General features: G+C 61.6%; 23 protein-coding genes. 11 read left to right on the forward strand and 12 right to left on the reverse strand.

Annotation, left to right across the window (positions count from 1 at the left end; all coding sequences use genetic code 11):
* The first annotated feature begins 26 nt into the window (after positions 1-26).
* Positions 27-1,949, forward strand: coding sequence for an acetyl-CoA hydrolase/transferase C-terminal domain-containing protein (locus L8I05_RS14635; protein WP_242169745.1), 1,923 nt, complete (start codon positions 27-29; stop codon positions 1,947-1,949).
* Between the two features lie 115 nt (positions 1,950-2,064).
* Here L8I05_RS14635 and L8I05_RS14640 read toward each other — a convergent pair whose 3' ends face one another.
* A complete protein-coding gene (locus L8I05_RS14640; protein ID WP_010207474.1) occupies positions 2,065-2,637 on the reverse strand; it encodes a xanthine phosphoribosyltransferase in 573 nt (190 codons plus the stop codon).
* Between the two features lie 58 nt (positions 2,638-2,695).
* Positions 2,696-4,705 (reverse strand): DNA helicase Rep, encoded by a 2,010-nt coding sequence (gene rep, locus L8I05_RS14645; RefSeq protein WP_177016679.1) that lies wholly within the window; start codon positions 4,703-4,705, stop codon positions 2,696-2,698.
* Positions 4,706-4,973: 268 nt separating this feature from the next.
* Here rep and L8I05_RS14650 point away from each other — a divergent pair, with 268 nt between their 5' ends.
* Positions 4,974-6,638, forward strand: coding sequence for a bifunctional diguanylate cyclase/phosphodiesterase (locus L8I05_RS14650; RefSeq protein ID WP_159960974.1), 1,665 nt, complete (start codon positions 4,974-4,976; stop codon positions 6,636-6,638).
* A 122-nt stretch (positions 6,639-6,760) separates the two neighbouring features.
* Here the strand turns inward: L8I05_RS14650 and L8I05_RS14655 are convergent, their stop codons facing one another.
* Entirely contained in the window at positions 6,761-8,164 is a 1,404-nt protein-coding gene (locus L8I05_RS14655) for a NorM family multidrug efflux MATE transporter (RefSeq protein WP_242169747.1), read from the reverse strand.
* Between the two features lie 137 nt (positions 8,165-8,301).
* On the opposite strand from L8I05_RS14655, the gene L8I05_RS14660 reads away from it, so the two are divergent.
* Both L8I05_RS14660 and L8I05_RS14665 read left to right on the forward strand, forming a co-directional pair.
* Positions 8,302-9,222 (forward strand): LysR substrate-binding domain-containing protein, encoded by a 921-nt coding sequence (locus L8I05_RS14660; protein WP_242169749.1) that lies wholly within the window; start codon positions 8,302-8,304, stop codon positions 9,220-9,222.
* 177 nt (positions 9,223-9,399) lie between these two features.
* Positions 9,400-11,376, forward strand: a complete 1,977-nt coding sequence (locus L8I05_RS14665) for a methyl-accepting chemotaxis protein (RefSeq protein ID WP_242169752.1) — start codon at positions 9,400-9,402, stop codon at positions 11,374-11,376.
* Positions 11,377-11,379: 3 nt separating this feature from the next.
* On the opposite strand, the gene L8I05_RS14670 is transcribed toward L8I05_RS14665, so the two are convergent.
* Complete coding sequence (locus tag L8I05_RS14670; protein WP_159960966.1) at positions 11,380-12,294, reverse strand: ABC transporter six-transmembrane domain-containing protein; 915 nt, start codon at positions 12,292-12,294, stop codon at positions 11,380-11,382.
* 112 nt (positions 12,295-12,406) lie between these two features.
* On the opposite strand from L8I05_RS14670, the gene L8I05_RS14675 reads away from it, so the two are divergent.
* Positions 12,407-12,985 (forward strand): TetR family transcriptional regulator C-terminal domain-containing protein, encoded by a 579-nt coding sequence (locus L8I05_RS14675; RefSeq protein WP_242169754.1) that lies wholly within the window; start codon positions 12,407-12,409, stop codon positions 12,983-12,985.
* Positions 12,986-13,207: 222 nt separating this feature from the next.
* On the opposite strand, the gene L8I05_RS14680 is transcribed toward L8I05_RS14675, so the two are convergent.
* On the reverse strand, positions 13,208-14,704 hold the full coding sequence (locus tag L8I05_RS14680) for a YifB family Mg chelatase-like AAA ATPase (RefSeq protein WP_242169756.1): 1,497 nt from the start codon (positions 14,702-14,704) through the stop codon (positions 13,208-13,210).
* 214 nt (positions 14,705-14,918) lie between these two features.
* On the reverse strand, positions 14,919-15,182 hold the full coding sequence (locus L8I05_RS14685; protein WP_242169758.1) for an accessory factor UbiK family protein: 264 nt from the start codon (positions 15,180-15,182) through the stop codon (positions 14,919-14,921).
* 422 nt (positions 15,183-15,604) lie between these two features.
* Here L8I05_RS14685 and glnK point away from each other — a divergent pair, with 422 nt between their 5' ends.
* The 4 genes from glnK to sutA all read left to right on the forward strand — a co-directional run bounded on the left by glnK (position 15,605) and on the right by sutA (position 18,388).
* The gene (gene glnK / locus L8I05_RS14690; RefSeq protein WP_002555808.1) at positions 15,605-15,943 is read left to right on the forward strand and encodes a P-II family nitrogen regulator; all 339 of its coding nucleotides are present in this window, start codon (positions 15,605-15,607) and stop codon (positions 15,941-15,943) included.
* A gap of 35 nt (positions 15,944-15,978) precedes the next feature.
* Positions 15,979-17,319 (forward strand): ammonium transporter, encoded by a 1,341-nt coding sequence (locus L8I05_RS14695; protein WP_053258635.1) that lies wholly within the window; start codon positions 15,979-15,981, stop codon positions 17,317-17,319.
* Between the two features lie 210 nt (positions 17,320-17,529).
* On the forward strand, positions 17,530-17,955 hold the full coding sequence (locus L8I05_RS14700) for a secondary thiamine-phosphate synthase enzyme YjbQ (RefSeq protein WP_159960928.1): 426 nt from the start codon (positions 17,530-17,532) through the stop codon (positions 17,953-17,955).
* 100 nt (positions 17,956-18,055) lie between these two features.
* Positions 18,056-18,388: a transcriptional regulator SutA gene (gene sutA / locus L8I05_RS14705; protein WP_242169760.1), complete on the forward strand. Its 333-nt coding sequence runs from the start codon at positions 18,056-18,058 to the stop codon at positions 18,386-18,388.
* 189 nt (positions 18,389-18,577) lie between these two features.
* Here the strand turns inward: sutA and L8I05_RS14710 are convergent, their stop codons facing one another.
* The 6 genes from L8I05_RS14710 to L8I05_RS14735 are packed head-to-tail and all read right to left on the reverse strand — an operon-like array spanning position 18,578 to position 23,163.
* The gene (locus L8I05_RS14710) at positions 18,578-19,273 is read right to left on the reverse strand and encodes an HAD family hydrolase (RefSeq protein WP_242169762.1); all 696 of its coding nucleotides are present in this window, start codon (positions 19,271-19,273) and stop codon (positions 18,578-18,580) included.
* Entirely contained in the window at positions 19,270-20,169 is a 900-nt protein-coding gene (gene xerC, locus L8I05_RS14715; protein ID WP_242169763.1) for a tyrosine recombinase XerC, read from the reverse strand. Before xerC ends, L8I05_RS14710 begins: the two co-directional genes overlap by 4 nt.
* A gap of 2 nt (positions 20,170-20,171) precedes the next feature.
* The gene (locus tag L8I05_RS14720; RefSeq protein ID WP_242169765.1) at positions 20,172-20,888 is read right to left on the reverse strand and encodes a DUF484 family protein; all 717 of its coding nucleotides are present in this window, start codon (positions 20,886-20,888) and stop codon (positions 20,172-20,174) included.
* Positions 20,889-20,901: 13 nt separating this feature from the next.
* The gene (gene dapF / locus L8I05_RS14725) at positions 20,902-21,732 is read right to left on the reverse strand and encodes a diaminopimelate epimerase (RefSeq protein ID WP_242169767.1); all 831 of its coding nucleotides are present in this window, start codon (positions 21,730-21,732) and stop codon (positions 20,902-20,904) included.
* 3 nt (positions 21,733-21,735) lie between these two features.
* The gene (lysA, locus tag L8I05_RS14730) at positions 21,736-22,983 is read right to left on the reverse strand and encodes a diaminopimelate decarboxylase (protein ID WP_242169769.1); all 1,248 of its coding nucleotides are present in this window, start codon (positions 22,981-22,983) and stop codon (positions 21,736-21,738) included.
* Positions 22,984-22,992: 9 nt separating this feature from the next.
* Positions 22,993-23,163 carry a lipoprotein gene (locus L8I05_RS14735; RefSeq protein ID WP_106575828.1) on the reverse strand — a complete coding sequence of 57 codons (171 nt, stop codon included), beginning with the start codon at positions 23,161-23,163 and terminating at the stop codon, positions 22,993-22,995.
* A gap of 238 nt (positions 23,164-23,401) precedes the next feature.
* On the opposite strand from L8I05_RS14735, the gene cyaY reads away from it, so the two are divergent.
* Entirely contained in the window at positions 23,402-23,734 is a 333-nt protein-coding gene (cyaY, locus tag L8I05_RS14740; RefSeq protein WP_159960914.1) for an iron donor protein CyaY, read from the forward strand.
* Between the two features lie 2 nt (positions 23,735-23,736).
* On the forward strand, positions 23,737-23,955 hold the full coding sequence (locus tag L8I05_RS14745; RefSeq protein ID WP_177016671.1) for a DUF1289 domain-containing protein: 219 nt from the start codon (positions 23,737-23,739) through the stop codon (positions 23,953-23,955).
* The last annotated feature ends 40 nt before the right edge of the window (positions 23,956-23,995 follow it).

Genomic DNA, 23,995 nt, shown 5'->3' on the forward strand with positions numbered 1-23,995 from the left:
AATCATGGAATGTTCAGGAGGGTCGGATGGTGCAGTTGTGTTCAATCGAGCAAGCAGTTGACGACGTACTGGCGCGTTTACCCGCGCATATCCACATGGGCATGCCGCTCGGCTTGGGCAAGCCCAACCTGTTCGTCAACGCGCTGTATCGGCGTATTGCCAAGCTGCCGGAGCGCGAGCTGACGATTTACACCGCACTTGCCCTGGGCCGCCCGACCATGGGTGACGGGTTACAGAAGCGCTTTCTCGAACCCTTTATCGAGCGGGTATTCGGCGACTATCCCGAACTGGATTTCCTGGCGGATTTGCACAAGGACAGCCTGCCCAAGAACATCCGCGTACAGCAGTTCTTCATGCAGCCCGGCAGCCTGCTCCACAGCGCGTCGGCGCAGCAGGATTACGTCAGCAGCAATTACAGCCACGCCGCCCGCGACATCAACGCCGCCGGCCTGAATCTGGTGGCGCAACTGGTGGCCAGTAGTACGGAACATCCGGATCGCCTGAGCCTGAGTTGCAACCCGGACATCACCCTCGACCTGCTGCCGATGATCGAGAAGCGCCGCGAGGCCGGGGAAACCATCCTGGTCGTAGGCCAGGTTCACGCCGATTTGCCCTACATGCCCGGTGACGCCGAGTTGGGCATGGACGCGTTCGATTACCTGATCGACGCAAAGGACAGCACCACGCTGTTCTCCACGCCGAACATGCCCGTGGGGTTCCAGGACCATTTTATCGGCCTGCACGCCAGCACCCTGGTGCGCGATGGCGGCACCTTGCAGATCGGCATTGGTTCGATGGGCGATGCACTGACCGCCGCCTTGCTGGCGCGCCAGGCGGACAACGAAGCCTACCGCCTGTTACTCACCGACCTCGATGTGTATCAGTGGGCGCCTTTGATCAGCCACGAGGGCGGGGTAGCGCCTTTCGCGCGTGGCCTGTATGGCTGCAGTGAGATGTTCGTCAACGGCCTGCTGGTGTTGGCCGACGCCGGCATCATCCGCCGCAAGGTCTACCCGGATGTGGCGACCCAGGCGCAGGCCAACGCCGGCACCCTGGACGACGCCGCGCAGCCCGATGGCGTGTCGATCCATGGCGGTTTCTTCCTCGGGCCGCGCAGTTTTTACCAGCGCTTGCAGGAAATGACTCACGCCAAGCGCCTTGAATTCAACATGACCCGCATCAGCTACATCAACGAGCTGTACGGCCAGGAAGAACTCAAACGTTTGCAGCGCCTGGATGCGCGGTTTATCAACAGCGCGATCACCGTGACGTTGCTCGGCGCGGGCGTGGCGGACCAGTTGGAAGATGGGCGTGTGCTCAGCGGCGTGGGCGGGCAGTACAACTTTGTCGCCCAGGGCCACGCGCTGGAAGGCGCGCGATCGATCCTGATCCTGCGCAGCTGGCGTGAGTCGGCGGGCGAGGTCAGCTCCAATATCGTCTGGGAGTACGGGCACTGCACCATCCCACGGCACCTGCGCGATATCGTCATCACCGAGTACGGGATTGCCGATTTGCGTGGGCAGACGGATGCGAAAGTGATCGAGGCGCTGCTGAATATCACCGACTCGCGCTTCCAGAATGACTTGATCGAACAAGCGCAAAAGGCTGGCAAGCTGCCCAAGGATTTCCAACTGGACCCGCGCTTTGCCGACAATACCCCGCAGCGGCTCAAGGCCATTCAGGCGCGGCATCATCGGTTGTTCCCGGAGTATCCGCTGGGCACTGATTTCACGGATGAGGAAAGGGATCTGTTGCGGGCGCTGAACTGGCTCAAGAGCAAGTTCAAGCTGACCGAGATTCTGGAGCTGGGCAAAGCAGCCCTGGATGCGCCGGAGCCGGAGGCGTTTCCCAAGCACCTGGAGCGGATGCGCTTGGATAAGCCGGAGGGGTTGAAAGAGGATCTGTATCAGCGGCTGTTGCTCGCGGGCCTGCAGGCCACCGCGCACTGACGGGCACCGAAAATCAAATGTGGGAGCTGGCTTGCCTGCGATAGCGGAGTGTCAGTCGGCGGAGATGTCGACTGTCAGGCCCTCATCGCAGGCAAGCCAGCTCCCACATTTTTGATTACTCGATGAAGGTGACGACGCCACCCGCCAACGACTTCACCCGCGCCAGCGACTCAACCCGATAACCCTGCGCGTCCAGCTCGGCACGGCCGCCCTGGAACGACTTCTCGATCACAATCCCCAAACCGGCAACGGTTGCGCCCGCTTGCTTGATGATCGAGATCAGCGCCTGGGAGGCTTTGCCGTTGGCCAGGAAGTCATCGATCACCAGCACGCGGTCGCTGCTGGTCAGGTGGCGCGGCGAGATCGCCACGGTGCTTTCGACTTTCTTGGTGAAGGAGTACACGGTTGCCGACAGCAGGTTTTCAGTCAGCGTCAGGGACTGCTGTTTGCGCGCGAAGATCACCGGCACGCCGAGGTTCAGGCCGGTCATGATCGCCGGCGCAATGCCCGAGGCCTCGATGGTGACGATCTTGGTGATGCCCGAGTCCTTGAACAGCGCGGCGAATTCGTCGCCGATCAGTTTCATCAGCGCCGGGTCGATCTGGTGGTTCAGAAAGGCGTCGACCTTGAGTACCTGATCGGAAAGCACGATGCCTTCTTCGCGAATTTTCTTGTGCAGTGCTTCCACGGAAAGCTTCCTCTAATGGCGCGGTGTGCGCCGAAAGTAGATTAAAAAGTAGTCGATTCTAGCGCTTTAACATCGCGCGTATATCCGCCAAGGCGGTGTTGCCGCGAACGGCCTTCACCTCGGTCGGGGTGTCGTCATTGCCTTCCCAGGCCAAATCGTCCGGCGGTAGCTCGTCGAGGAACCGGCTGGGGGCACAATCGATGATTTCGCCGTATTGCTTGCGCTTGGCGGCAAAGGTGAAGGCCAGCGTCTGACGCGCGCGGGTAATGCCCACGTAGGCCAGGCGCCGCTCTTCCTCGATGGTGTCGGCTTCGATGCTGGAACGGTGCGGGAGGATTTCCTCTTCCATGCCCATGATGAACACGTAGGGGAATTCCAGGCCCTTGGAAGCATGCAAGGTCATCATTTGCACACCTTCGGCGCCGTCTTCCTCTTCCTGCTGGCGCTCGAGCATGTCGCGCAGCACCAGCTTGCCGATGGCGTCTTCGACGGTCATCTCGCCGTCTTCGTCTTTTTCCAGGGTGTTTTTCAGCGCTTCGATCAGGAACCAGACGTTGCCCATGCGGTAATCCGCGGCCTTGTCGCTGGAACTATTGGTGCGCAGCCAGTTTTCATAGTCGATGTCCATGACCATGCTGCGCAGGGCACTGATCGGGTCTTCGCCGGCGCATTGCTCGCGCACCTTGTCCATGAAGCGCTTGAAGCGCGACAGGCGGTCGGTGAAGCGCGTGTCCAGATGCTCGCCCAGGCCGATTTCATCGGTGGCGGCGTACATCGAAATCTTGCGTTCGGTGGCGTAGTTGCCGAGTTTTTCCAGGGTTGTGGAGCCGATTTCCCGGCGCGGCACGTTGATCACGCGCAGGAAGGCATTGTCGTCGTCCGGGTTCACGATCAGGCGGAAGTAAGCCATCAGGTCTTTTACTTCCTGGCGTCCGAAAAAGCTGTTGCCGCCGGACAGGCGATACGGCACCTGGTGGTGCTGCAGTTTCAGCTCGATCAGCTTGGCCTGGTAGTTGCCGCGATACAGGATCGCAAAGTCGCTGTACGGGCGGTCGGTGCGCAAGTGCAGGCTGAGGATTTCCACGGCCACGCGCTCGGCTTCGGCGTCTTCGTTGCGGCAGCGGATCACGCGGATTTCATCGCCGTGACCCATCTCACTCCACAGTTGTTTTTCGAACTCGTGGGGGTTGTTGGAGATGAGCACGTTGGCGCAACGCAGGATGCGGCTGGTGGAGCGGTAGTTCTGCTCCAGCATCACCACTTTCAGGGACGGGTAGTCGTCCTTGAGCAGCATCAGGTTTTCCGGGCGGGCGCCGCGCCAGGCGTAGATCGACTGGTCGTCGTCGCCGACCACGGTGAACTGGTTGCGCGTGCCGATCAGCATTTTCACCAGCAGGTATTGGCTGGCGTTGGTGTCCTGGTATTCGTCCACCAGCAGGTAGCGGACCTTGTTCTGCCATTTTTCGAGGATGTCGGCGTGGTCCTCGAACAGCTTCACCGGCAGCAGGATCAGGTCGTCGAAGTCCACCGCGTTGAACGCCTTGAGCGTGCGCTGGTAGTGGGTGTAGACGATGGCGGCGGTCTGTTCCTTGGGGTTACGCGCGTTTTCCAGGGCCTGGGGCGGCAGGATCAGGTCGTTTTTCCAGGCGCCGATCATGTTCTTGATCTCATCCACGCCGTCGTCGCCTGCGTATTCCTTTTGCATGATGTCGGTCATCAGCGACTTCACATCGGTCTCGTCGAAGATCGAGAAACCCGGCTTGTAGCCCAGCCGCGCATGCTCCTTGCGGATGATATTCAGGCCCAGGTTGTGGAAGGTACACACCGTGAGCCCACGGCCTTCGCCGCCTTTGAGCAGTGTGCCGACACGCTCTTTCATCTCGCGCGCCGCCTTGTTGGTAAAGGTCATGGCGACGATGTACTGGGCGCGGATGCCGCAGTTCTGGATCAGGTGCGCGATCTTGCGGGTGATCACGCTGGTCTTGCCGGAGCCAGCACCGGCGAGCACCAATAGAGGGCCGCCGACGTAGTTCACGGCTTCTTGCTGCCGGGGATTGAGTCGGGACATACAGAATTCAGGGAGTCGTTGTTCAAAAGGGCGGGCATTTTAACAGGCTCGCAGGATTCTGCTCTCACAGAACGACAGTGTGACGTACCACTCGATCTATATTTGCCGCTTTTGATACTTTGCCGCAGGATGTGGGAGGCTTTTACGGCTAAGGTTGCGACTAATCCTTACAGCCAGCGTATTTGATAACCCTTATCATTGGTGATTATCAGGCCGCGCGTCATAATGCCCGCCGCCAACACACTTTTGCAGAGTCTAGGGAGCTAGCTTGTCTACGCCTGTCGAACCCTTGCGTTTGCTGCTACTGGCCGATGAGCCAGCGTGGGCAGCGTTGTTGCGCGAGTGCCTGGCGCCGATGGGCGAAGGGGCTGTGCTGATCAGTGCGCCCAACTGGGACTCGGTGAGTCGTCTGTTCGATGACGACCACAGTGCCGTGTTATTGACCACGCCCAGCCTGCAACCCGGCCCTGGCCGCTGCAACCTGCCGTGCGTATTGCTGTTGGAGCAGGAACCGCTGGTTTCGCCGCTCGGTGTGAGCGATTGGTTGATCCTTGATGTTCTGGATGCTGATACCTTGCGCCGTTGCTTGCGCCATGTCCGCGAGCGCGGCGTGCTGGAAACCACCTTGCAACGCCTGGCCGAACAGGACCCGCTCACCGGCATCGCCAACCGCCAGGGGTTTCAGACCTTGCTGACGGCCCGACTGGCCGAAAACGAAGGCCGTGGCCTGGCCCTCGGCCATCTCGACCTCGACAACTTCCGACATGCCAACGACGCACTAGGCCACCAGGCCGGCGACCGGCTGATCCTGCAAGTGGTCTCGCGCCTCAAGAGCCAGCTTGAAGCCGGCGACCAACTGGCACGCCTGGGCAGCGACGAATTCGCCCTGCTGATTGACACCCGCCGTGCGCCGCAACGCGCCGAATGGATGGCCGAACGCATCACTGAAGCCATGGCCGAACCCTATTGGGTGGATGGCGAAAGCCTGCTGATCGGCTGCAGCCTGGGCGTGGCACATGCCCGCGCACGCGCCGGCGCCGACCCGTTGATGTGGCACGCACACATCGCCATGCAGCAAGCCAAAAGCACCCAAGGCTGCACCTTTCATATCTTCAACGAACGCATCAACCGCAACGCGCGCAGCCTGGCCGACCTGGAAAGTGAACTGCGCCGCGCGTTGCGCCGTGATGAGTTGGAACTGCATTACCAGCCGCGCCTGGACCTGGACGACGGGCATATCGTCGGCCTGGAAGCCTTGGTGCGCTGGCGCCACGGCGAACGCGGCCTGCTGCCGCCCAGCGAATTCGTACCGCTGGCCGAACAGAGCGGCCTGATTGTGCCGCTGGGTTACTGGGTAATCTCCCGCGCCCTGCGCGACATGCAAGACTTGCGCGAACGCGGCCTGCCGCCGCTGCACATGGCGGTCAACCTGTCGTTTCGCCAGTTCCAGGACAGCCAGTTGCTCTCGACACTTAGCCGGCTGATTGCCGAGCGGGGCGTGGAGGCGCAGTGGCTGGAGTTCGAACTGACCGAAACCGCCGTGATGCGCCGCAGTGACCTGGTCAAGCAGACCATGGACGCCCTCGGCCGCCTGGGTGTGCGGTTTTCCCTGGACGACTTCGGCACCGGTTTTTCCTCGTTCGTGCACCTCAACAGCCTGCCGATTGCCTTATTGAAGATCGACAAGAGCTTCGTCGGCGGAATGGAAGAGCGCGAAGAAAACCGCAAGCTGGTGCACGCCATGATCAACCTGGCCCACAACCTCAACCTGGAAGTGGTGGCTGAAGGTGTGGAAACGCCTGAGCAACTGGCGCTGTTGCGGTTGTTTGGTTGCGATCAGGCGCAGGGTTATCTGATCAGCAAGCCGTTGCCGTTGGCGGAGTTGGTGGAATACCTGACCTTCGGTAAGAGCCAGCAGGCGCTGCTGGGTTGAATGGTGGGAGCTGGCTTGTGTGGGAGCTGACTTGCCTGCGATGCAGGTACCTCGGTGTGTCAGGCATAACCAGGTGATGCCATCGCAGGCAAGCCAGCTCCCACATTGACCGAGTACAGTCTCTAGTCTGGCTGCATGGCTTGGAATTCAGCGCGAATTTCCGGCTCCCGCCGAATCATCCTTTTCATCTTCGCCTCAAACGCCCAGGTCAAACTCACGGCTGCACACGCCAGCCCCAACGCCAAGCCCCACCACACACCGGTCGGCCCCCAGCCCAAGGTGAACGCCATCAGCCACGCCGCCGGCGCGCCGATCAGCCAGTAGCAACCCAGCCCGACCAGAAAGGTCGTCTTGGCGTCTTTCAGCCCACGGATGCAGCCCATGGCGATGGTCTGCACGCCGTCGAACAGTTCAAACCATGCGGCCACGGCCAGCAGGCTGACGGCCAGCACGATGACGTTGTGGAAGGCCGGGTCGTTGTGGTCGAGGAACAGCCCGATCAGCGCATCGGAAAACAGCCACAACACCGCCGCAAACCCCAGCATCACCGCCGCGCCAAAGCCGATACCGACTCGCCCGGCCATGCGCGCCGCCAGCAACTGCCCGGCGCCGTAATGCTGGCCGATGCGCATGGTGATCGCGTATGACATCCCCGCCGGCACCATAAAGGCCACCGAGACAATCTGCAGGGCAATCTGATGCGCCGCCAATTGCGTACTGCCCATGGTGCCCATGCACAGCGCCGCGAAGGCAAATAAACCGACTTCCACTGCATAGGTGCCGCCAATCGGCAGGCCCAGGCGCCACAGCTCGCGCAGGTATTGGGTGTTGAGGCGCAGCAGGCCGTTGCTTAGCGGGTAGGCCGCGTATGCACGGTTGCTGCGGATGTACCACATCAGCGCCAGGGCCATGCAGTTGGCGACGATCGCGGTAACCAGGCCGATGCCCATCAGGCCGAGTTTGGGCAGGCCGAACATGCCCTCGATCAGCGCGTGGTTGAGCACGTAGTTGAGCACCGTGCCGCACAGGCTGATCACCATCACCGGGGTGGCCTTGCCGATGGCGCTGGTAAAACCGCGCAGGGCCATGAAACTCAGGTAGCCGGGCAGGGCGAATGGCAGGATGGTCAGGAATTGCCCCGCCGCGTGCACGTTGGTTTCGGTCTGGCCGAACATCAGCAGCACGGGCTTGAGGTTCCACAGCAGCAAGCCCGCGACCAAGGCCATCAGCCAGGCCAGCCAAAGCCCGGCCTGGGTCAGGCGGGTGGCGCCTTCGATGTCGCCCGCGCCATGCCGGATGGCCACGAGGGTGCCGACGGCGGCAATCACGCCGATGCAGAAAATCGCCACAAACGAATAGCTCGCCGCGCCCAAGCCACCACCGGCGAGGGCTTCAGGGCTCAGGCGGGCCATCATCAGGGTGTCGGTCAGCACCATCAACATGTGCGCCAACTGTGAGGCAATCAACGGCCCCGACAGCCGCAGAATGGCCCAGAGTTCAGTACGCACCGGATGCTGCATGATCATCACGCTCAGAAAGTCAGAGGGTTGGGGAAGGGTTGATTCTCGGCGCTCTCGACGCATTACACAAAAGGATAAAAGCGATCGTTCGCATGATTAAAACTCATGCTAGGGTTAGGCATCGCTCTGTAGGAATGCCATCCATGTCACGTCGTCTCCCGCCGCTGTATGCCTTGCGCGCATTCGAGGCGGCTTCGCGGCACAACTCCTTTACGCGTGCGGCTGAGGAGCTGTCGATTACGCAAAGTGCCGTCAGCCGGCACATTCGTACACTCGAAGAGCATTTCGCCTGCCGCCTGTTCCAGCGCAGCGGCCGCAACCTGCAACTCACCGAAGCGGCGCGCCTGCTACTGCCCGGCGTGCGCGAGGGTTTCGCCGCGCTTGAGCGGGCCTGCCATACCCTGAACGCCGAAGACGACATCCTGCGCATGAAGGCGCCGTCCACCTTGACCATGCGCTGGTTGCTGGCGCGGCTCAGCCGCTTCCGGGCGTTGCAGCCGGGTAACGAAGTGCAGCTGACCAGTGCATGGATGAGCGTGGATGAAGTCGACTTCAATCAGGAGCCGTTCGATTGCGCGGTGTTGTTGAGTTACGGGCATTTCCCGGCGGACTGGGAAGCCAGCTACCTGTTCCCCGAATTGCTGATCCCGGTGGGTGCGCCGAACCTGCTGGAAGACGGGCCTTGGGACGTCACGCGGTTGGCGTCCGCCGAACTGCTGCACCCCACGCCCGACCGCCGCGACTGGCGCAATTGGCTGGAGCGCATGGGGTTGTCGTCCCAGGTGTCGCTCAAGGGCGGGCAGGTGTTCGATACGCTTGAACTGGGCATGATCGCCGCCGCGCGGGGTTATGGCGTGTCCATGGGCGACCTGCTGATGGTGGCCGAAGACGTGGCCCAAGGCCGACTGAGCCTGCCGTGGCCGACGGCGGTGGCCAGTGGGGAAAACTACTACCTGGTGTGGCCGAAAACCCGCCCCGGTGGCGAGCGTCTGCGCCGTTTGGCGGAGTTTCTCCAAGGTGAAGTCAAGGCCATGGAATTGCCCCAGGTCGAGCGCCTCGACTGAAGCGCGGCGCACCGTTTGTGCAATCGTTTGCGCGATACCCCTGTGAATCGCTCAAGTATTGCCCGCGCCCGCCGAATAAGGTGTGTTGGAACTATCGTGCGCCAACGTTTCCCACTAGATAATTTGCCGAGCAGCGCTATGAGATCAGGATGATCCTGGCCTCGGCCAGGAGCTGTTATGTCCCAACCTCGCGCTCGGATCGCCTCACAATTAGGTCTTGCACTCGCCGTTATTCTGGCTGTCGTCATCAGCGGCAGCACGGTTTTCGCCCTGCGTTCCCTCGACTCCGCCAACCTCGACACGCGCGAGGAACACCTGGCCAGCGAGGCGCGCTTGCTCGCCGACCAACTCAACACCTTCCACAGCACCTTGCGCGAAAGTACCCAGCGTTTGAGCGGGCTGTTTGAAAAACGCTTCGTCGCCGGGTTGAGTGTGCGTGCAGATCAACCGGTCGCCGTGGCCGGCGTGCAGACCCCGAGCCTGCTGCTGGGCAATGAGGTGCTGAACAACAACTTCGATGAAGTCGATGAGTTCAAGCAGATGTCCGGTGGCGTGGCCACGGTGTTTGTGCGCAGCGGCGAAGACTTCATCCGCATCAGCACCTCCCTGACCAAGCAGGACGGCAACCGCGCCATCGGCACGGTGCTCGATCACCAGCACCCGGCCTATCAGCGCCTGTTGGCCGGGCAGAATTACATCGGTCGGGCGGTGTTGTTCGATCGTTCCTACATGACCCAATACAGCCCGGTGCGTGATGCCAGCGGCAAAGTGATCGCCGTGTTGTTTATCGGCTTTGATTACACCGATGAGCAAAAAGCCCAGTTCGACAACCTCAAGCGCTTCCGTATTGGCCAGACCGGTTCCCTGGCGTTGCTGGATGAGCAGAAACACTGGCTGGTGCCACCCGCGGGTGTGCAGGCGTTGGATCAAGCGATTCCGGTGATGCTCGACCTGGCGAAGAAACCCGGCGAAGGCCGCTTCTGGAGCGACAAGAACGAAGACTTCTACAGCGTCTCGGTGCCGTTCGAAGGCGGCCCGTGGTCGGTGGTGGCGAGCATGCCGAAGTCCGAGATCCGAGCAGTCACCTGGGCTGTGGGGATTCGCCTGGTGATCGGCAGCATGCTGGCGATGTTGCTGGCGGTGGGCGCGGCGGTTTGGCTGCTGCGCAGCAAGTTGCAGCCGCTGAGCGACTTGGTGCGCCAGGCCGAAGCCTTGGGCGCGGGTGATTTGAGCGCGCGCTTGAATGTGTCCAGCCATGACGAAATCGGTCAACTGGCGCGCAGCTTCAACCAGATGGGTGAAGCGCTGTCGACGATGGTCTCGCACATCCGCAAAGCAGCGGAAGACGTCAACAGCCGTGCCCAGGCCTTGTCCGGCTTGTCTGGCGGTGCCTATGAAGGCATGGAGCAGCAGTCCGGCGAGATCACCAGCATGGCCGGCGCGGTGGAAGAATTCAGCGCCACCTCGCTGAACATCGCCGACAACATGGGTAATACCGAGCGCCTTGCCCAGGAGAACGCCCAGCAGACCCGCATCGGTCGCACCTCGATGCAAGAGGCATCGTCGTCGCTGGAACATATCGCGGCGGCCCTGAACAGCACGGCCACCGTGATCAATACCTTGGGGCAGCGCTCCCAGGAAATCGGCGGGATCGTCGGCGTGATCACCTCGATTGCCGAACAGACCAACTTGCTGGCGCTCAACGCCGCTATCGAAGCCGCCCGTGCCGGTGAACAAGGCCGTGGTTTTGCCGTGGTCGCCGACGAAGTGCGCAACCTGGCGTCGCGTACGCGCCAGGCCACCGATGAAATTTCCGGGATGATCCAGAGCATTCAGCAGGAAACCGGCAACGCCATCAGCACCATGGAGCAGGGCAATGTGTTGATGCAGGAAGGTCTGTCGCGGAATGCCGACGTGGCCTCGGCGCTGGCGCGGATCGACGAGCAGAGCCGCTCCGCCGGTCAGCAATTTGCCGCGATCACCACGGCGACCCAGGAGCAGAGCAGCACCGCGACCTTGCTCAGCAGCAACCTGCAGAGCATTGCCCTGGCCAACAGTGAGCAGCGTGAAGTGGTGTCGAACCTGGCCGTTACCGCCAAGGAACTGGAAACCCTGGCGGCCGGCTTGCGCCATGAGGTGGACCGCTTTCGTTGAGGCTTAGCGCTCGCCCAGGCCTGGGTCTACGCGTTTGCCGATGTCCTTCAGGCGCGCCAGTTGATCGACCATGCCCGGTGCCTCGTCCAGGCTGCTGACGAAGGTCCACAGGTAGGTCATCACGGCGTACACATGGCCGGCCTTGACCGCCGGCGACAACGCCAATTGGCTGATCGCGACCACAAACAGCAAGGCTGCCAGCGTACCGATAAACAGGAACGCGGCGGCCTCGCGGTCAGACAGCCAGATGCGCAGGCGCGACAACACCTGATAGTGACGCTGCAAGGTCTGCGCGCCGACTTTTTCCACCAGGCCGATTTCCTTCTCCAGGCGGTCATTCAAGCGCTCATGCAACTGCTGGTTACGCCGGGCAAAGCGTGGCAGCAAGGTGGTGCACAACAGCAACGCCGTCAGGCACGCGAGGCCGATCCACGGTTCGATCACCAGCAGCATCACTGCCGCACCGACGATGGACACCAGCGCCGTAGCGATGATCGGCACGTGTTTTTCGAAGAAGTCGACAAAGTCCCGCGCCAATACCACCCGCGCCGCCGCCCGTGAGGTGCTGTGGTTTTGCAGGCGCTGGTTGAGGATCACCGGCACCGCGAGGTCGGCGTAAATACGCGTGAAGGTGCGCGTGTCCAGCGCTCGGCGTGCGGCCCCGACGACCCAGAATGCCAAGACCACGGCGGCGTAGAACAAAGCGCTGCCAGCATCGCCGCGGATGATCGAGTCGACTGCGAACCCGGCAAACAGCGGATACGCCAACAGCAGTGCGTTCTCCAGCGCGACCAACGACAGTGTGCAAAACAGCTTGCCGGGATACGCGCGGGCGATCGCCTTGAGGGTCTGGCTGGCGGATTGCTGGCCGATTTTCTTGCTTTCTTCGATCAGAATTTGCGGGGTAACGGATGACATGGGGTGCACCAAAGGAATGATAGACGCTATTATTGAGCGACTGCTCAAGTATTCTTGAGCGGTCGCTCAAAAGCAAGCGCCGCTCATCTACCGGCGCCCGAAGGAATTGCCCATGTCGCGTATCGACCGTAAAGACCAGATCATCGCCGCCGCCCTGGAGCTGTTTCGCAGCAAGGGCTTTGCCGATGTGTCCACCCGCGACTTGGCCGAACACGCCGGCCTGTCGCGCAGCCACGTCTACCACTACTTCAGTGACTGGAATGAACTGCGCCGCGAAGTCTTTGTGCGCTTTGCCAATGAGCAGCTGGAGGAAGTACGCGCGCCGCTGGTGGGCGTGCCGCCGCTGGAGGCGCTGGTGGGGTTCTTGCGCGACTGCCTGCCGTGCACCGCCGACGCCGGCTGGGCGCTGTGGCTGGATGCCTGGGACGAGGCGATGCACGACCCGCAAATGGCCGAGGCGTACCTGGTGATCAATGCCCAGTGGCAAGGCATGCTGGCTGAGGTGATAGAGGAGGGCGTCGCTGAAGGGGTTTTTCGCTGTGATTCTCCCCAACGCGCTGCCCGGCAAATTTTCGCGTTGGCGATGGGGTATGCCGACGACCTGATGCTCAAGCCGTCAACTGAATCGGCAGAAGCGGTGTTGGATGAAGTGATGGAAGTGGCGAGGCTGTTGCTGGACTTTCCCGCATAGGCCGCCACACCACTTTTGGCGGCCAGCATATTCCTCCGTGGCGAGCGGGCTTGCCCCGCGTTGGGCTGCGGAGCGCTCCCAGTCCAGCCGCCGCGGTTCTACTGATAAACCCGGTCGCCAGGTCCTGGGGCTGCTGCGCAGCCCAACGCGGGGCAAGCCCGCTCGCCACGACAAGCCCGGTCGTCATGAAAGCCCACTGGCCATAGGTTTGGGGTTTTCAGGCTAGCCCACCGACGCAGGCCGGTACTGCAACGCCTCCGCCAAGTGATGCCGAGCGATGTTTTCAACCCGTTCAAGGTCGGCCAAGGTGCGAGCCACCTTGAGCAAACGATGTGCCGCGCGCAGCGACAGCGTCAGCCGCTCGCAGGCGCTTTCCAGCCAGCCTTCATCGGCTTTCGCCAATTGGCAGTGTTTGCGTAACCCTGGCAAATCCAGAAAGGCATTGGCGCAGCCCTGGCGCTTTAGCTGGCGCTCGCGGGCGTCGGCCACCTCCGCCGAGGCCTTCGCCGTGTTATCCCCGACCTGCTGGGTCGGGTTAAGTGCCGTGGTTTCACGCGCGACGGTGAGGTGCAAGTCGATCCGGTCCAGCAGCGGCCCCGAGAGTTTGTTGCGATAGCGCTGAATCTGCTCCGGCGTGCACCGACAGCGCCCGCTCGGCTCGCCTAAATAGCCGCAAGGGCATGGGTTCATGGCCGCGACCAGTTGAAAGCGTGCCGGGAAACTCACCCGGTCACGCGCACGGGAAATCACGATGTGCCCGGATTCGAGCGGTTCACGCAGCACCTCCAGCACCTTGCGATCAAACTCCGGCAACTCATCCAGAAACAGCACGCCATGGTGGGCGAGGGTGATTTCCCCCGGCTGCGGTTTCGAACCGCCGCCCACCAACGCCGGCCCCGACGCCGAATGGTGCGGCTGACGAAATGGGCGGTGCGGCCAATGGCTCAGCGGTGCGAGGCTGACCACCGACTGAATCGCCGCCACTTCCAGGGCTTCCTGTTCACTCAGCGGCGGCAGCAAACCGGGCAGGCGGCTGGCGAGCAAGGTCTTGCCGGTGCCGGGCGGCCCGCTGAACAGCAGGTTATGCGCGCCCGCTGCCGCAATCAGCAGCGCGCGTTTGGCGGCCAGTTGCCCCTGCACTTCGCTCAGGTCCGGGTAGGGCTTGTTCAAGTACAGCAGGCCATCGGATTTATACGGTTCAATCGGCACATGCCCATTCAGGTGCGCCACCACCTGCAGCAAGTGGTCCACCGCAATCACCTTCAACCCCGACGCCAGGCACGCCTCCTCCGCATTCGCCCGAGGCACTATCACGGTGCGCCCAGCCTTGCGCGCTGCCAGGGCTGCCGGCAACACGCCTTTCACTGCACGTACTTCACCGGACAGCGCCAATTCCCCCAAGCATTCCACGTCATCGAGCATCAACGCCGGCACCTGCACGCTGGCGGCGAGAATCCCCAGGGCAATCGCCAAATCAAAACGCCCGCCGTCCTTTGGCAGGTCGGCGGGCGCGAGGTTGAGGGTTATGCGGCGTGCCGGGTATTGCAGCGCAGAGTTGAGGATGGCGCTGCGCACGCGGTCCTTGCTTTCCTTGACGGCGGTTTCCGGCAGGCCCACCAGTGTCAGGGACGGCAGACCATTGGCCATATGCACTTCAACAGTGACGGCAGGGGCTTCGACGCCAATTTGGGCGCGGCTGTGGACGATGGCGAGGGACATGCTCGTTCCTTGAAAGAGAGGCCGCTTCCTGCGGGTTTTTCAAGGGTAGACGAGGTGGGGAAGAGCGAGGCGGGGGAGGTTTTACAGAACGTATCCGAAGTCGTTCGCAGCGCTTTATGTGGGAGCTGGCTTGCCTGCGATAGCATCGCCTGTGTGCAACTGATACACGGAGGCGTCTACATCGCAGGCAAGCCAGCTCCCACACTGATCGCGTTTATTCAGCAGAGGGTGGCGTCAGGCGCGCTTCCAGCTCGGCGACTTTCGCCTCCAAACTCTCCAACCGTGCACGCGTGCGGGCCAGCACCACCATCTGGCTATCAAACTCTTCCCGGCTGACCAGGTCGAGTTTGCTGAAGCCGCTTTGCAGCATCGCCTTGAACTGGCTTTCGATTTCGTTGCGGGGCAGCGGGGTGTCGCCGCTGAACAGGCGAGAGGCGTGGCCGCTCAGGGCGTCGAGGAGGTCTTTGGGCGCGAGCATGGGAAACATTCCGGAAAACTGTTGGCCGGCAGTGTATCACGCAGCGTCTATAGTCATTTTCACGGTCGTGAGCGCACGCTTTTCGCGCAGAGGGTCGGGCGGCTGCGCACTGTTTTTGTGCGCATTGCGGCCGCCAATTCGCCCCGCAGGTGGGCATAAGTGGGCAAAGGACTGATTTCAGTGATTTTTACGGAGCTGGCAAGGTTTCTGCTTAGACGATCATGACCCATGCACTGATGCAGTCGCTGTGACGAATGCAGTGCGCCGACGGATCAGGGGTACAGGTTTCGTCACTAGTGGTTCGCTGGCGTCGCAACGGTAAATGCCGAGGCGACGACGCGTTACAAAGCCAGGCACTGCGCTTAGACTTGAGACGGGTTTGTTTTCCTGGGGCAAGTCCACCAATTCGGGAGAGAGTTTTCATGAAGCTAGTCACTGCCATCATCAAGCCGTTCAAGTTGGACGATGTACGCGAGTCGTTGTCCGAGATCGGCGTGCAGGGCATTACCGTTACTGAGGTCAAAGGCTTCGGTCGGCAGAAGGGTCACACCGAGCTGTATCGCGGCGCGGAATACGTGGTCGATTTCCTGCCGAAGGTGAAGATTGATGTCGCCATTGACGACAAGGATCTTGACCGGGTTATCGAGGCGATAACCAAGGCGGCCAACACCGGCAAGATCGGTGACGGCAAGATCTTCGTGGTCAATCTGGAACAGGCTATTCGCATCCGTACCGGCGAAACCGATACCGACGCAATCTAAGCCGCCAAACCCCCAACGCCCCAGGAGAAAACAATATGACTCTGCGTAAATTCGCAGGGCTAGGAGCCCTGTTGTCCCTCGTAATGCCGGCCCTGGCATTGGCGGCGGACCCAGCCCCTGCTCCAGTCCTCAATTCCGGCGACACGGCGTGGATGCTCACATCCACCGCGCTGGTGCTGTTCATGACTATTCCGGGCCTGGCGCTGTTCTACGGCGGCATGGTTCGCTCCAAAAACATTCTTTCCGTGATGATGCAGTGCTTCGCCATCACCGGCTTGATCACTATCTTGTGGTTCGTTTACGGCTACAGCATGGCGTTCGACACCACCGGTATGGAAGCAGGCGTCGTCAACCTCAACTCGTTCGTGGGCGGCCTGTCCAAACTGTTCCTGTCGGGTGTGACCCCGGCGAGCATCACCGGCCCTGCGGCGCTGTTCCCTGAGGCGGTGTTCGTCACCTTCCAGATGACGTTCGCCATCATTACTCCTGCGCTGATCGTCGGTGCTTTCGCCGAGCGTATGAAGTTCTCCGCGATGCTGATCTTCATGGGCGTCTGGTTCACCCTGGTCTACGCACCGATTGCGCACATGGTGTGGGGCGGTCCGGGTTCGCTGCTGGGTGACTGGGGCGTGCTGGACTTCGCCGGCGGCACCGTGGTGCACATCAACGCCGGTGTGGCCGGCCTGGTGGCGTGCCTGGTACTCGGCAAGCGTAAAGGCTTCCCAACCACCCCAATGGCACCTCACAACCTGGGTTACACCCTGGTCGGTGCGGCCATGCTGTGGGTTGGCTGGTTCGGCTTCAACGCCGGTTCCGCGGCTGCGGCCAACGGCACTGCCGGTATGGCGATGTTGGTCACCCAGATCGCTACCGCTGCTGCGGCGCTGGGCTGGATGTTCGCCGAGTGGGTCACCCACGGTAAGCCAAGCGCACTGGGTATCGCCTCAGGCGTAGTCGCTGGCCTGGTGGCAATCACCCCGGCTGCCGGCACCGTGGGCCCAATGGGCGCCCTGGTCATCGGCCTGGCGGCGGGCGTGGTGTGCTTCTTCTGCGCCACTACCCTGAAACGCAAACTGGGCTACGACGACTCCCTGGACGCCTTCGGCGTGCACGGTATCGGCGGTATCCTCGGCGCGATCCTGACCGGTGTGTTCGCTGCGCCTTCCCTGGGCGGCTTCAACGCAGCCACCACTGACATCGCGGCGCAAGTCTGGATCCAGTGCAAAGGCGTCGGTTTCACCGTGATCTACACGGCTATCGTGACCTTCATCATCCTCAAGGTGCTGGATGCAGTCATGGGCCTGCGGGTTACCGACGAAGAAGAGGCCGTGGGCCTCGACCTGGCGCAACACAACGAACGCGGCTACAACTTGTAAGTACGCGAAAAAAAGATGCCCGGCTTGCCGGGCATTTTTTTGCCTGGCGTTTGTCAGTGATAGGACCTGTACCGGTTTTTGCGCAGAGTTTGTGATGGTGCGCACACGGTACTTTTCAGCGTGCAAAAGTCTTACATGCATGTAGGCGTATTCGGTACTTTGTTTTTTCCCTGAGCGCGCTAGAATGCGCGCCGATGGGCGGAGAACTGTATGTGGCAACAGACCCTGATAACCCTGCGGGCCAAGCCCCGGGGCTTTCACCTGGTAACGGATGAGTTGCTCGCCGGCTTGCCTGAATTGAAGGCTTGTCGCGTGGGCTTGTTGCATTTGTGGCTGCAGCACACTTCGGCCTCGTTGACCGTCAACGAGAATGCCGACCCGGCGGTTCGCCGTGACTTCGAGCGTTTTTTCAATGCGCTGGTGCCGCAAGGCATGGCGGGATATGAACACAACGACGAAGGTCCGGATGATCTGCCGGCGCACTTCAAGGCCAGTCTCCTGGGCTGCCAGCTGAGTTTGCCGGTCAAGGCCGGCCGCTTGGCGATGGGGACCTGGCAAGGTGTTTATCTGGGCGAGCACCGTGATCATGGCGGTGCTCGTAAAGTCCTCGCCACCTTGCACGGTGATGGGGCATAAGCCACTGGTAATCCGGTGGATGTGATTTTTTCCGGCAAACTCGACAGAGGGTGAAGCTGGGCTATAACTAATCTGCTTTTCGCAAGTCATGAGGTAGAACATGAGCGACGATGATCTGGAAAACGACGAACTTGAAGTAGGCGACGACGACGAGACCGAAGAGGGTCTTGAAGCGGCCGTTGAAGACGTTGCTGACGATGGCGACGAAATCAGCGATGACGCGCCCGCCAAAGCCGCCAAAGGCAAAGCCAAGGCCGCTGTATCGGTAGACGAACTGCCGAGCGTTGAAGCCAAGAACAAAGAGCGCGATGCGCTGGCCCGTGCGATGGAAGAGTTCCTCGCTAAAGGCGGCAAAGTGCAGGAAGTCGAGGCCAACGTGGTGGCAGACCCGCCGAAGAAGCCGGATAACAAGTACGGCAGCCGTCCTATCTAAGGTCAGCAGTTCGCTTGTAAGAAAAAGCCCGCCGTCGCTGCGGGCTTTTTCATGGCTGTAATAAAGTTGCAGATCCGCCGCAGTCCCATGTGGGAGCCGGCTTGCCTGCGATAGCGGTCGTCAGCTAGTGATGTGCTGTCTGGCTCACCGTCATCGCAGGCAAGCCAGCTCCCACATTAGGTTTTTGCGTCAGTTCCAGCTGCGCAGCAGCGCTGGCAGCTCCGCCAAGTTACGAATTTCCGCATCCGGGCGCTTATCCGCCTCCCACGCCTTACCCGTCGGGTTAAACCACACCGCACGCAGCCCTGCCTGCTGCGCCCCGGCGATGTCATCGCCGGGGTGATCGCCGATATGCACCGCCTGACTGGCGTCCACGCCACCGCGTTGCAACGCTTCTTGAAACAACCGCGCATCCGGCTTGGCGATGCCGATATCTTCGGCGCGCAGGGCAAAGTGGAAATAGTCCGCCAGCCCGACGCGCTGCACATCGGCATTGCCGTTGGTGATCACCCCCAGCAAGAAGTGCTGGCGCAGCGCCTGCAACATCGGCTCGGCTTCGGGAAATGGTGTGAGCTGGTGCCGCGCATGAATAAACGCTTCGTAGCACACATCCGCCATGTCCGTGGCTTCAGGCTGTGGATAACCCGCCTCTTCAAACGCATGCATCAACACCCGATGGCGCAGGACGCTGATGCGGTATTTGAGCTCGGGATGGCGCTCCAGCACCTGCTGGCGCAGGCGGGCGAAATGCTCCAGGGGCAATTCGCCGACTTTGGTGGCGTTGATCGCCAGCCACTCGCGCATCGACGCTTCGGCGCCGATGATGACGGGTACGTTGTCCCAGAGTGTGTCGTCCAGGTCGAAGGTGATCAGCTTGATACTCATGAGTCGCCGTCCTTGATGCGTTTGGCCCGTGGATGGGCGCTGTCGTACACCGTCGCCAGGTGTTGGAAGTCGAGGTGGGTGTAGATCTGCGTGGTCTTGATGTCGGAGTGGCCGAGCAGTTCCTGCACCGCGCGCAGGTCCTGGGACGATTCCAGCATATGGCTGGCAAAAGAGTGTCGCAGCATATGTGGGTGCAGGTTCTGCCCCAGCTCGCGTTCACCGGCGAGCTTGACCCGCACCTGAATCGCCCGTGGCCCGAGGCGCCGGCCTTGCTGGCTGACAAACACCGCATCGTCCGCGGGGTTGGTCAACAGACGCAGCGGCAGCCACAGTTGCAAGGCTTCCCGCGCCTTGCGGCCGACTGGCAACACGCGGGTCTTGCTGCCCTTGCCGAGTACTTGCACCAGGCCGTCCGCCAGGTCCAGTTGGTCGAGGTTCAGGCCCGTCAGTTCCGACAGGCGCAGGCCCGAGGAATAGAACAGCTCAAGAATCGCCTGGTCGCGGTGTGCGAGGAAGTCGTCTTCGACGGCGCCGTCGAGCAATTGCAGGGCGCGATCAGTGTCGAGGGTCTTGGGCAGGCGCCGCTCGCCTTTGGGTGGGGACAGACCGTTGGCCGGGTCGTGGTCGCACAGGCCTTCGCGGTTCAGATAGTGATAGAGGCCGCGCACCGCCGAGAGCAGGCGCGACAGGCTGCGCGAAGATTGGCCTTGCTGGTGCAGCCGCGCGATCAAGCTGCGCAGGCTCTGGATATCCAGGGCTTTCCAGCTGGCGATCTGTTGTTTTTCGCAATACGCCAGGACCTTGTTCAGGTCCCGTCGATAGGCTTCCAGCGTGTGGGGCGACACCTGGCGCTCGTTGCGCAGGTGAGCGCAATAAGCGTCCAGTTGCCGTTCCATGGCTAGCGCACCGCGCGCAGGGCGGTGGTGAAGCGCGGCAGTACCCGGCCGAGCACTTCGGCGATGTAGGTCAGGAACAGCGTGCCCACCGAGCTTTTGTAGTGTTGCGGATCACGACTGGCGATGGCCAGTACGCCGTGCAGGCCTTGATAGCTGAGGGCGACCACGGCAGTCGAGCCGATCTGCTTGCGCTGTTCGGCACCAAACAGGAAGTCCAGCTCATGCTCGCGCAAGGTGCCGCTGATGGTCTTGCCTTCAGAGAGCAGGCCGCCAATCGCGGTTTGCGCTTCGCCACCGCTGACCCAGCGACCCACCGGCATTGGGTTGTCGCTGAACAGGATCAGGCTGACAAAGGGCACCTGGAAGTCCTGGCGCAGGCTGTCTTCCACGGCGATCACCGTTTCTTCCAGGCTGGTAGCGTCCATCAGGGTAAGAATCAGGCGACGGGTTTTCTCGAACAGACGGTCATTGTCGCGGGCGACGTCCATCAGGTGCGAGAGCTTGTGGCGCATTTCGATATTGCGCTCACGCAGGATCTTCATCTGCCGCTCCACCAGCGACACGGTGTCGCCGCGCTGGTGGGGAATGCGCAGGGCCGGCAGCAGCTCTTCGTGTTCGACGAAGAAGTCCGGGTTAGCCTCAAGGTACGCCGCGACTGCAGCGGCCTCCAGACTTTCGCTTGGGGTTGCTTGGGCGGGTACTTGAGGCTTATCGGTCATTAGCTTGGCTCACTCATAGACGGACCTGTCCTTCGTATACACGCGTGGCCGGCCCGGTCATCATCACCGGGTGGCCAGGGCCTGCCCATTCGATGGACAAGCGTCCACCGGGCAGGTCGATCAGCAGCGGCGAATCCATCCACCCCTGGCTGATCGCGGCCACGGCCGCAGCGCAAGCGCCGGTGCCGCAGGCCTGGGTTTCGCCGGCGCCGCGTTCCCACACGCGCAGTTGCGCGCGGGTACGGTCGATCACCTGCAGGAAGCCCACATTGACCCGTGCCGGAAAGCGCGGGTGATGTTCGATTTTCGGCCCCAGTTCATGCACGGGCGCGTTGTTGATGTCGTTGACCCGCAGAACGGCGTGGGGGTTGCCCATCGACACGGCGGCGATATCCACCGTCTTGCCATCAACCTCCAGCGCGTAATGGGTCGCCTGCTCGGTGGCCTGGAACGGAATATCCGCCGGCACCAGGCGTGGCGCGCCCATGTTCACGCTGATCTGGCCATCGCTGCGGATGTCCAGTTCGATCACACCGCTTTTGGTTTCGACGCGAATCTGGCGTTTGGCGGTCAGGCGTTTGTCCAGCACAAAGCGTGCGAAGCAGCGCGCACCGTTGCCGCACTGTTCCACTTCGGAACCATCGGAGTTGAAGATCCGGTAACGGAAATCCACCTCCGGGTTGCTCGGTGCCTCGACGATCAGCAACTGGTCAAACCCGATGCCGGTGTGACGGTCGCCCCACTGTTTGGCGTGCTTGGGCAGGATGTGCGCGTGCTGGCTGACCAGGTCGAGGACCATGAAGTCATTGCCCAGCCCGTGCATCTTGGTAAAACGCAGCAGCATGGCTTACTCCGGCAGCAGGCTTTCGCCAGCATACAACTCGGCTACCGTCTCGCGGCGACGCACTTCAAACGCTTGATCACCGTCCACCAGCACCTCGGCGGCACGGCCGCGGGTGTTGTAGTTGGAACTCATGACAAACCCATAGGCACCGGCCGAATGCACGGCCAGCAGGTCGCCTTCTTCCAGGGCCAGCTGACGCTCCTTGGCGAGGAAGTCGCCGGTCTCGCAGATCGGGCCGACGATGTCGTAATTACGGCCTTCGCCAGCACGTGGCTTGACGGCAGTCACATCCATCCAGGCCTGGTACAGCGCAGGGCGGATCAGGTCGTTCATCGCCGCGTCGACGATGGCGAAGTCCTTGTACTCGGTGTGCTTGAGGTACTCGACCTGGGTCAGTAACACGCTCGCGTTGGCGACTATGTAGCGGCCCGGCTCGAACATCAGGGTCAGGCCGCGGCCTTCAGTGCGCTCGCGCACGGCCTGGATGTAGTCGGCGATCTGCGGCGGTTCTTCATCGCGATAACGCACACCCACGCCACCACCGAGATCGATGTGTTGCAGGTAGATGCCGCACTCGCCCAGGCGATCGGTCAACGCCAGCAGGCGGTCGAGCGCATCCAGGAACGGTGGCAGGGTGGTCAGTTGCGAGCCGATATGGCAGTCAACGCCGAGCACTTCCAGGTTCGGCAATTGGGCGGCGCGGATGTACACGTCCTCGGCGTCAGCAATGGCGATGCCGAACTTGTTCTCTTTAAGGCCGGTGGAAATGTACGGGTGGGTGCCGGCATCGACGTCCGGGTTGACGCGCAGGGAGATCGGCGCACGAACGCCCATCTCGGCGGCGACCACTTGCAGGCGCTCCAGCTCGTCGGTGGATTCAACGTTGAAGCAATGCACGCCTACTTCAAGGGCGCGGCGCATGTCTTCGCGGCTCTTGCCAACGCCGGAGAATACGATCTTGTCAGGCTTGCCGCCGGCCGCCAGCACACGCTCCAGTTCACCACGGGAAACGATGTCGAAACCAGCGCCGAGACGCGCCAGGACATTCAGTACACCCAGGTTGGAGTTGGCCTTGACGGCGTAGCACACCAGGCTCGGCGTGCCTTCCAGCGCGTCGGCAAAGGTGCGGTACTGGGCTTCGATGTGCGCACGTGAGTACACGTAAGTCGGGGTGCCAAAGCGCTCGGCAATTGCGGACAGCGCCACGCCTTCCGCGAACAGCTCGCCGTCCCGGTAGTTAAAAGCGTCCATGGGTTTCCCTTATTGATAGGTGTCGTGCTTGTGCGCTTTTGACGGCTTTTGTGACGACTGCGCCTGATCATTTGGGTCTTTGCTGTCATCGGGCAGGTACAGCGGGCCTTTTTGACCACAGGCACTAACGAGGCAAGCGACCGCGACGAGCGCAGCAAGGGAAGAGATCAGGCGCTTCATGGCGAAATCCTTGAATATGCATTAATTGCGCCCGAGTATACCGACCACCCGCCAGCTTGCCTATGCGCCGCAATACCCGTCCGGCGGGGGTTTGCCGAGATGGTTGGGAAGCAGGCTACGCTGGCCGTGGATATTTCATACCGCCATCGGTAATGAACTCGGTATCCTTTGCAATAAGCGGGGCTCGCCCGTATCGTGCGGCGCTTGAGCAAAACCAGACACTTTTGAGGTTGCCACAATGAGTTTGACCGAAGCCCGTTTTCACGACCTGGTGGATTCGACCCAGCAGGCGCTGGAAGATATTTTCGACGACAGCGGCCTGGACGTGGACCTGGAAAACTCGGCCGGCGTGCTGACCGTCAAGTTTGAAAACGGCACCCAACTGATCTTCAGCCGCCAGGAGCCGCTGCGTCAGTTGTGGCTGGCGGCGCGTTCGGGTGGTTTTCACTTTGACTTCAACGAAGAAGACAACAATTGGCAGTGCGATACCAGCGATGAGCTGTTGAGCGAAATGCTCGCACGCCTGGTTCAAGAACAAGCCGGCGTCGAGCTGGACTTCGACGAGATTTGATCGTGACCCAGCCTGCACCTGTACGCCCGCCCAAGCCGCTGTTCAGCAATGTCAGCCCGGCGGTGCCGTCACCTTGTATCAGTTTGTGTCGCCTGGACGAGCAAAAAGTCTGCCTCGGCTGCTTCCGCCACGTGGAAGACATCCGTGAATGGCGCTCCGCCGACGATGCCCGGCGCCGGGTGATCTGCGCCGAGGCCGAACAGCGCCGGAGCCTCGCCTGAGGTCGTCTTGTTTATTTGTGCCGCTGTGGTAGTGTCCGGG

Origin of the sequence: Pseudomonas sp. MONT-RG-20F-20-E-7-02 (assembly GCF_022662395.1) — a bacterium.
Lineage (GTDB): Bacteria > Pseudomonadota > Gammaproteobacteria > Pseudomonadales > Pseudomonadaceae > Aquipseudomonas.